The 4140-nt window shown below is 57.0% G+C and carries 4 protein-coding genes; all 4 read left to right on the forward strand.

The window, feature by feature from the left end; all coding sequences use genetic code 11:
• Positions 1-236 precede the first annotated feature (236 nt).
• The 4 genes from OPU71_RS21010 (at position 237) to OPU71_RS21020 (ending at position 4069) form a co-directional block, all read left to right on the forward strand.
• Positions 237-593 (forward strand): hypothetical protein, encoded by a 357-nt coding sequence (locus OPU71_RS21010; RefSeq protein ID WP_267730056.1) that lies wholly within the window; start codon positions 237-239, stop codon positions 591-593.
• Positions 594-1032: 439 nt separating this feature from the next.
• The gene (locus tag OPU71_RS21420; RefSeq protein WP_420712412.1) at positions 1033-1434 is read left to right on the forward strand and encodes a DUF2750 domain-containing protein; all 402 of its coding nucleotides are present in this window, start codon (positions 1033-1035) and stop codon (positions 1432-1434) included.
• Between the two features lie 774 nt (positions 1435-2208).
• Complete coding sequence (locus OPU71_RS21015; protein ID WP_267730057.1) at positions 2209-2877, forward strand: hypothetical protein; 669 nt, start codon at positions 2209-2211, stop codon at positions 2875-2877.
• Between the two features lie 868 nt (positions 2878-3745).
• Positions 3746-4069, forward strand: a complete 324-nt coding sequence (locus OPU71_RS21020; RefSeq protein ID WP_267730058.1) for a hypothetical protein — start codon at positions 3746-3748, stop codon at positions 4067-4069.
• Positions 4070-4140: the final 71 nt, after the last annotated feature.

Below are 4140 nucleotides of genomic sequence, written 5' to 3' on the forward strand. Positions count from 1 at the left end.
GTCAACGGGACACCAAACTGCTGCGCAGTTTGGTTCCCTCCGCTGCGCTCCGGTGCCCGTTACCTCCAACGTTAGGCCCCGAACTCACCCCTATGCCCCAGAGCGCTACTGTGACCCTACATTCGGCTCTTCGACCTCACGCTCCTATGCGGCCGATCGTCGCTCTCGTCCTAGCGATTGCCACCTCTGCAATCGCATCGCCGGCTACCACGCACTCTCAAGCGCTAGCGAAGTGCATGATTGAAAACAGCAACGCCTCGGAGAGGTTCGATACGGCTCTCGTAACTTGGATTGCTGCTTCCTATCATTCAGCAATGCCGACAGAGCTCCGCGTCTCAGCACAAATGAAGGAGCAAACATATAGTCGCGTCGGCAAGCTGCTTGACCGCCTACTCACCGACGCTTGCGTTGATCAAGCGCGTATGACTCTGAAGTCCGAAGGTGAGCAGGGCTTGGCATCGGCGCTTCATCGATTCTGGTCTTCGGGAGTCACCGAACTAAACGAAAGCAAAGAGGCCACTTCTACCTTTTCAGAGGTTTGGGGCTATGCCGATAGCAAGAAGATCTCCGACACTCTTCGCCCTCCTCAGTAGAGTGAGTTGGTGTAGCCGCTTCCACCCTGGGCCTAACCCCTCCGTCAAGGGGACAGCCACAAGCGGGCTTCGCCCACTTGCGCCTGCCCCTTACGTCGAACGTTAGCGCCTATGCGTAAAGCGTCCGAATTCGCTGTGCTCGTTGTAATCAGTGCCGTGGTTCACGTCACTGTGCAGCGGGTGTTCGGTGTGGCGAGCGTTGCTGGTTTTCGCAAGGCAGCGGGGTGCGCTGGCCGTGCGTGTTGTCAGGCGTGGTTGCGCGTGCATCGGGCAACCGCTTTACTTGGTTCAACCCCGGGCACTTCGGGCGAAGGTGGGTTTGGCGGTTGTGCTGGTTGGGCGGTCGCTAACCAGTCACTCAACGGGACGCCAAAAAGCGTCGCTTTTTGGTCCCCTCCGCTGCGCTCCGGCGCCCGTTAGTTTCAACGTTAGACCGCCTATGCATACGCCATACACGTTATCGCCACAACAGTTCGCCGCTGTGTCCGCGCTAGCGGGCCCCGAACGCTACAGGCACTTTGTGTCCCGTGTAGCTGACTGGCAAACCGTTTGGGGGCTGCGAAACGAAGGCGGCTGGGTTACGGTTGGTGACGACTGCGGAAATTCCGCTCTACCTTTTTGGCCACACCCTGAATACGCTGCCGCATGCGCAACGGGTGAGTGGGCGGACAATGCGCCTATGGCGGTCGGTATTCACGAATTCGTTGAGCGATGGTTACCGAACCTAGCCACGGACGGCGTCGTTGTTGCGGTGTTCCCCACGCCAGCGTTGCGTGGCGTTATCGTCCCCGCACAGCAACTTGAAACCCACATCCGTGAAGAGCTCGCCCAAATTGAGTAACTCGCGGCGGTCTAACCCTGCAGTCAACCGGACACCCAAATGCTGCGCATTTGGGTTCCCTCCGCTGGCGCTCCGGTGCCGGTTACTTCCACGTTAGCGTCAATGCTGAAAGCGTCCGAACTTGAAACGCGCGTTGGCTTTGCAATCGTGGCCAAGGTTCCATTGCCGCGCTTGTACCGTTTCGGTTCAGGGGCCAATTCCTGCACGGCAGTCGGGCGCCGCGCTCGGTTATCGTTTCCGTCGTCGTTGCGGGCGTTTCCCGCAACCGTTTCGCTTTCTCAAACGAATTCACTTCGGGCCTGCGCTGCATGAATCGCCGTTCAGATTTCAACGCTGCCGCTAACAGGTCCGTCAACGGGACGCCAAACTGCTGCGCAGTTTGGTGCCCTCCGCTGCGCTCCGGCGCCCGTTACGTCCAACGTTAGCGCCTATGCGTAAAGCGTCCGAATTCGCTGTGCTCCTTGTAATCAGTGCCGTGGTTCACGTCACTGTGCGGCGGGTGTTCGGTGTAGCAAACCTTGCAGGGCTGCGTGCGGCTGTTGGGTGCGCTGGCCGTGCGTGTTGTCAGGCGTGGTTGCGCGTGCATCGGGCAACCGCTTTACTTGGTTCAACCCTGGGCACTTCGGGCGAAGGTGGGTTTGGCGGTTGTGCTGGTTGGGCGGTCGCTAACCAGTCACTCAACGGGACGCCAAAAAGCGTCGCTTTTTGGTCCCCTCCGCTGCGCTCCGGCGCCCGTTAGTTTCTACGTTAGCTCTCGTACTTAACTCATCCATCATGCAAAGTGAAACGAAAATAGATCACCGCCTGACAAAAAATGAGCGCATTGCCGTTTTTGTCTCGGCATTCCTGGTTCTTGCCTTCGGCCTGCACCTTGCGTTGCATCCGGGCAGAGACATCAAGGAAGAGCGCGACAAGTCCGGAGCGGTCGTCAAGTCATCAGTGGAGCCATCGAATCACAAGGAGCTTTCACTGCTCTTTACAGCGTCAGGGTTAGCTCTATTCTTCTGGGGGCTAAATGGACTTCGGTTATCGAAACTCACGGTCGGCTCCGTTTCCGCAGAAAGCAAATCTCCTGAAGTCAAAGCAGCCGAGGAGTACGCAAAGCGTGGGGAACCGCAAAAGGAGGTTGTCGTGGCTGCCGGGCAAGACGAGAACCCCGCCGAACTAGTGGTGGAGGGTGCGGGAACGGTCGTCATTAACCATGAAACAGAATTTATATACCCCGTCACAGATCTGCCACGCTACGTGTTCGACGACCTATTTAACAATTGGCCTAAAGAATACGAAAAGCCAAAGAATCTCTCTGTTTTTGAATTCGCGTCGAGAAAGAAGGGCAAAGGTAACCACCCTTGGACAATCAAGTTTAAGGATTTGCCAGCACTAAAGGTTTCTTATGGCGGGCAAGGCAAAGACTCTGCCACTGTTTCAGTACCGCAGAGCTAACAAGTCCGTCAACGGGACGCCAAAATGCTACGCATTTTGGTTCCCTCCGCTGCGCTCCGGCGCCCGTTACGTCCAACGTTAGCGTCAATGCTGAAAGCGTCCGAACTTGAAACGTGCGTTGGCATTGCCGGCGTGGCCAACGTTCCCGTGCAGCGCTTGTACCGTTTCGGTTTGGGGGCCAATTCTTGCAAGGCAGTCGGGCGCCACGCCCGGTTATCGTTTCGGTCGTGGTCGCGAGCTTTTCCCCGCAACCGTTTTGCTTTCTCAATCCCCTGCACTTCGGGCCTGCGCTGCATGAATCGCCGTTCAAATTTCACCGCTGCCGCTAACAGGTCCGTCAACGGGACGCCAAACTGCTTCGCAGCTTGGTTCCCTTCGCTGCGCTCCGGCGCCCGTTACGTCCAACGTTAGGCGTCTCTGGTGTCTGCCATGAATCAGCAAATTACTATAAATGTCAGGTACGACATCTCCGATGAAGAGTGGAAGAAAATCGGAGAGGTCTACAGAAGTATGGATGGGTGGCTCGATGGCCAGGAGTATCCGTATTGGTATGGAACAGAAAGTGATCCCCAATACATATGCGCGTCAGTCGAACCAGGAGGAATTCAGTTCTCTGGTGAAATTGAGCCTGAGCTTTGGACGGGGTGGCTTACAGTCTTGTGTGCAAGGCTTACTCGGGTGCTAGGCCGCGAAATTCATGACGCAGAAATGTAGCCACGCTAGAGGCGAAGCTATGCGCTTTAAAGAGTCTAAGCGGTTAGCAACAACGCCTAACCAGTCCGTCAACGGGACGCCAAAATGCTGCGCATTTTTGTTCCCTCCGCTGCGCTCCGGCGCCCGTTACGTCCAACGTTAGAGATCTCCCCACGTGATTGCTCCCGAACCATACCTGAGCGCGTATCTCCACTTGGTTCATCGCGCTGTTTTGGTGTCGCGGCAACTCGCACGCGCGAGCATGGGCCTTCCTCGCCGACTGTTCGCCCGAGAATCAATTGCCCAAGTCGCCGACCTGCAAGACGCAATCCATGTGGTCACCGAGCTATTGGCCAACTGGGAGGGCTGCCACGAGGAAAAACTGCGAAGCACCTACCTCGCCGCATTCGACAAGAAGTGGAGCGCCAACCCTCCACTCGGCCTATTGCTGCTGCCCACTTTGCGAGAAAGGCTTCCAAGTGCCGCGCCCGATCTCTAACAAGTCTCTAAGGGACTTCCCGTCAACCGGGCGTTGTTGAAGCCGGCCGTCAGGCCGGTTTTGCTTTTCAG

The sequence above is a fragment of the Niveibacterium sp. 24ML genome (assembly GCF_026586805.1).
Lineage (GTDB): Bacteria > Pseudomonadota > Gammaproteobacteria > Burkholderiales > Rhodocyclaceae > Niveibacterium.

What these genes read in the sequence shown, in the direction of transcription:
- OPU71_RS21010 (WP_267730056.1), top strand. Translation starts at nt 237, where the DNA reads ATGATTGAAAACAGCAACGCCTCGGAGAGGTTCGATACGGCTCTCGTA.
- OPU71_RS21420 (WP_420712412.1), top strand. Translation starts at nt 1,033, where the DNA reads ATGCATACGCCATACACGTTATCGCCACAACAGTTCGCCGCTGTGTCC.
- OPU71_RS21015 (WP_267730057.1), top strand. Translation starts at nt 2,209, where the DNA reads ATGCAAAGTGAAACGAAAATAGATCACCGCCTGACAAAAAATGAGCGC.